Genomic DNA, 4,115 nt, shown 5'->3' with positions numbered 1-4,115 from the left:
GCCCGGGCCGCCGTGAACCGGGCCGCGGCGACCGTGCAGGCGGGGCTGCCGAGCGGGTGGCGCAACGTGGTCTCCCAACCGCAGCACGCCGCCTTCGCGGTCGGCGCGGGGACCACCGGGACCGCGGGAGGCACCGGAGGCACCAGGACCGCCGAGACCACCGGGAGCACGGAGAGCGCCGGGAGCACGGCCGGTGCGACCGGCCCGGACCCGTCCGGCGGCGACGCCGTCCGCACGGTCGCCTACCGGATCACGCGGGACGGCCTGCGGGCCGACGGGTTCCCGGACACCGTCCTGATCGGCGCCACACCGGACCTGGTGGTCCTGGAGACCCGCGGCGTACGGCACCGCTTCGAGGTCTCCCACCACGGCGGCGTGGCGTACGTGGACTCCCCCCTCGGCTCCGTACGGCTCACGCCGCTGCCCCGCCTGCCCGAGCCGGTCGAGCGACCGGCCCCCGGCTCACTGCTCGCGCCCATGCCCGGTACCGTGCTGCGCGTCGAGGTGGCATCCGGCGATCGGGTCACCGCCGGGCAGGTGGTCGTGGTATTAGAGGCGATGAAGATGGAGCACCCGATCACCGCGCCCGCCGCGGGCACGGTGACCGGGCTGGACGCGGTGCCGGGCCGCCAGGTCGAGGCGGGAGCCGTACTGGCCGTGATCGGGGAGCCGGAGTCGAGGGCCCCGGCCTGAATTCCGGGGCCTTCACGCTGCGAGCGATGGGTGAACGCGCCAGGCGGGACGGGAGACGGCCCGTCCGCGGCGCGCCGACGAGGAAGTGGGCGAAATGAACACCGACGGGGGTTGGCCGGTGGAGCGGCTGGTGCGCAAGGAGGTGTCCGGCGGGATCGCCACGATCACGCTCGACTCGCCGCGCAATCGCAACGCGCTGTCCGTGCGGTTGCTCGGCGACCTGGAGGACCGGCTCAACTGGGCGCTGGCCGACGAGAGCGTGCGGTTGATCGTCCTGACCGGGACCGGGCCGGTGTTCTGCGCCGGGGCGGACCTGAAGGAGCAGCGCTCCGAGCCGGGCGGCGCGCACGAGGCGCCGGTGACGGCGTCGTTCCCGGAGATCATGAGCATGATCTGGGAGAGTCCCAAGCCGGTCATCTGCCGGTTGAACGGCACCGCGCGCGCCGGAGGGCTCGGGCTGGTGGCGGCGTGCGATTTCGCGATCGCGCCGGACTCGGCCTCGTTCGCGTTCACCGAGGTCCGGCTGGGCGTGGTGCCCGCCATGATCGCGGTGACCGTGCTGCGGCGGCTGGACCCGCGGGCCGCGGCCGAGTACCTCCTCACCGGCGAGGTCTTCGACGCCGCCCGCGCCCAGGAGATCGGCCTGCTCACCCGGGCCGTCCCGGAGGAGGAGCTGGACGCCGTCGTCGCCCGTTACGCGGACATGCTGCTGCGCGGCGGCCCCGAGGCGCTGGCGATCACCAAGCAGCTGGTGCGGACCGTGCCGGCCCTCCCGGTGGAGGAGGGCATGCGCCGGATGGCCGAGCTGTCGGCCCAGCGGTTCACCTCCGCCGAGGGCCAGGAGGGCATCGCCGCCTTCATGGAGAAGCGCCTGCCCTCCTGGGTGCCGCGGCCGGAGCCGTCGGCGGGCGCCTGATGCTGCGCGTCGCCAACTGCTCCGGCTTCTACGGCGACCGGCTCTCGGCCGCCCGGGAGATGGTCGGGGGCGGGCCGATCGACGTGCTCACCGGCGACTGGCTCGCCGAGCTGACCATGCTGATCCTGGCGGGCAACCGCCTGAAGGGCCGCCCCGGGTACGCGCCGACGTTCCTGGCGCAGCTGGAGCAGGTCCTCGGCACCTGCCTGGAACGGGGCATCCGGATCGTGTCGAACGCGGGCGGGCTGGATCCGGCCGGGTGCGCCGCGGCGGTGTCCGAGCTGGCCGGCGGCTCGGACTGCGGGCCCGGGTCGCCTGCGTGACCGGTGACGACCTCACCGGCGACCTCGGCGTCCTCGGCGACGCGGTCAACGCCGACACCGGGGAGCGGCTCACCGCGACGCCCCTGACCGCCAACGCCTACCTGGGCGGGCGGCCGATCGCCGCCGCGCTCTCGGCGGGGGCGGACGTGGTGGTGACCGGCCGCGTCACCGACGCGGCGCTGGTCACCGGTCCGGGCATCTGGCGGTACGGCTGGGGCCCCGGCGACCACGACGCGCTGGCCGGGTCGGTGGTCGCCGGGCACGTCATCGAGTGCGGCTGCCAGGCGACCGGCGGCAACTACGCGTTCTTCGGCGAGGTGCCCGACCTGCCGCACTGCGGGTTCCCGCTGGTGGAGCTGGAGGCCGACGGGTCCGGTGTGATCACCAAGCACCCCGGGACCGGAGGGACGGTCTCGGTCGGCACGGTCACCGCCCAGCTGCTGTACGAGATCGGCTCCCCGCGCTACCTCGGGCCGGACGTCACGGCCCGGTTCGACACGATCCGGCTGGAGCAGCAGGGCCCGGACCGCGTCCGGATCTCCGGGGTGCGCGGCGAGGCGCCGCCGGAGACGCTCAAGGTGGCGGTCACCTATCCGGCGGGCTACCGCAACACCATGACCATGGTGCTGACCGGCCTGGACGTCGAGACCAAGGCCCGGCTCGCGCTGGACGCCCTGTGGGCCCGCGTGCCGCGGGACTCCTTCGAGCAGGTCCACGTCGAGCTCACCCCGCTCGCGGGCACGGCCCTGCTCCGCGTCACCGTGATGGACCCCGACCGCGGGAAGGCCGGACGCGCGTTCTCCGCGGCCGTGGTCGAGACCGGACTGGCCTCCTACCCGGGCTTCCACGGCCTGGCCCCTCCGGGGGACGCCTCGCCGTACGGGGTCTACTGGCCGTGCCTGGTGCCTGCGGACGCCGTCCGTCCCCGGGTCCTGCTCGACGGCGAGGAGGTGCCCTTCGACGCCTCCGGCGCGGCGGCGCCCTCCCCCGCCCCGGATCGCCGGGGGACCGGGAGCAGGCGGGAGAGCGGGTCCGCCCGGGAGAGCGAGACCGTACGGGAGGCGCCCGTGACGGCCTCCACCCGGGCGGAGGCCGTGCGGGCGTCGCTTCCGGACGGAGGGGGGCCGACCCTGCGGGCGCCGCTGGGGACGATCGTCGGCGCCCGCTCCGGAGACAAGGGCGGCAACGCCAACCTCGGTGTCTGGACCGGGACCGCCGAGCGGTTCGCGTGGCTCTCGGAGCACCTGACGGTCGGGCGGTTGCGGGAGCTCCTCCCGGAGACCGCCGGTCTGGTGGTCGAGCGCTTCGACCTGCCCAACCTGCTCGCCCTCAACTTCGTCGTCCACGGGCTCCTCGGCCGGGGCGTCGCCTCCAGCCCCCGCCTGGACGCCCAGGCCAAGGCGCTGGGCGAGGAACTGCGCGCCGCGGTGACGGACATCCCCCGCGCCCTGCTGTGAGCGGCGGCGCGGTCCGTGCCACACCGGGCGTGATCCGTACCGCGCCGGATGTGATCCGTACCGCGCCAGATGTGAGAGACCGCGACGCGGCGCGGGACGCCGACCGGTGCACGGACCGCACGACGCCGACCGGCGGGCGGGCGGGTTGCGACGGACCGTGGTGTCCCGGCGAGCAGGCTCGCCGCTTCCAGATTCCTGAGAGTTCAGCGATCCAGCCTGTTTTTCCTCTTTGATCCATTTTAGGATTGCGCGCAATTGCGTTGCGATGCCGTTCGGGAAGGACCCATCATGCGTTTGCGGTTTCTCGGCTCCACGTCGGAGGCGGGCGCCTGCCCCTCCCTCTACGAGACCGACCGCGGCACCATCGTCGTGCAGGGGCTCCACGTGACCGACGCCGAGGCCCTGTCCGGGCTCCGGCACGTCCTGGAGGGGGAGACTGCGGTCGAGGTCCCCCGCGAGCTCCTCGTGGACATCGCCCGCCGGGTCCTCCCCTGAACCCACCGGGCCCCTCCCCGGAGGCCGGCGGCGGCCTTCCCCGAGGACCCGCGGACGCCCTCCCGAGGGGTGGCGGGCGCCGGCCCGCCTCACGCGCCGATCACGATTGCGACGGCCGATGGCATGATCCGCATTCGGCGTCTACTCTCGTGCAGGCCGCCCACCAGGAGGACCAGGATTGACTTCCTCCCCCGCCTAAAGGCGGGGGATTCCAGCGGTCGCCCGCTGGGG

Annotated in this window: 4 protein-coding genes and 1 pseudogene; all 5 read left to right on the top strand. The window is 74.5% G+C overall.

The window, feature by feature from the left end; translation table 11 throughout:
- Window positions 1-693, top strand: a 693-nt coding sequence (locus tag ACWJ6R_RS31455) for an acetyl-CoA carboxylase biotin carboxyl carrier protein subunit (RefSeq protein WP_449065701.1), incomplete at its 5' end; no start/stop codon positions are given.
- A gap of 94 nt (window positions 694-787) precedes the next feature.
- On the top strand, window positions 788-1,609 hold the full coding sequence (locus tag ACWJ6R_RS31450; protein ID WP_449065700.1) for an enoyl-CoA hydratase-related protein: 822 nt from the start codon (window positions 788-790) through the stop codon (window positions 1,607-1,609).
- Window positions 1,609-2,804: pseudogene (locus ACWJ6R_RS31445) on the top strand (acyclic terpene utilization AtuA family protein); the annotation flags it as partial. The gene ACWJ6R_RS31450 and the pseudogene ACWJ6R_RS31445, both read left to right, overlap by 1 nt.
- A 30-nt stretch (window positions 2,805-2,834) precedes the next feature.
- Window positions 2,835-3,389 (top strand): AtuA-related protein, encoded by a 555-nt coding sequence (locus ACWJ6R_RS31440; protein WP_449065702.1) that lies wholly within the window; start codon window positions 2,835-2,837, stop codon window positions 3,387-3,389.
- 288 nt (window positions 3,390-3,677) lie between these two features.
- Entirely contained in the window at window positions 3,678-3,884 is a 207-nt protein-coding gene (locus ACWJ6R_RS31435; protein ID WP_449065699.1) for a hypothetical protein, read from the top strand.
- The last annotated feature ends 231 nt before the right edge of the window (window positions 3,885-4,115 follow it).

Source organism: Planomonospora algeriensis, assembly GCF_977012225.1.
This window is presented reverse-complemented; position numbering and strand designations above follow the sequence as displayed.

Bases quoted from the DNA above. Each gene is read 5' to 3' on its own strand.
- ACWJ6R_RS31450 (WP_449065700.1), top strand. From the start codon at position 788: ATGAACACCGACGGGGGTTGGCCGGTGGAGCGGCTGGTGCGCAAGGAG.
- ACWJ6R_RS31435 (WP_449065699.1), top strand. From the start codon at position 3,678: ATGCGTTTGCGGTTTCTCGGCTCCACGTCGGAGGCGGGCGCCTGCCCC.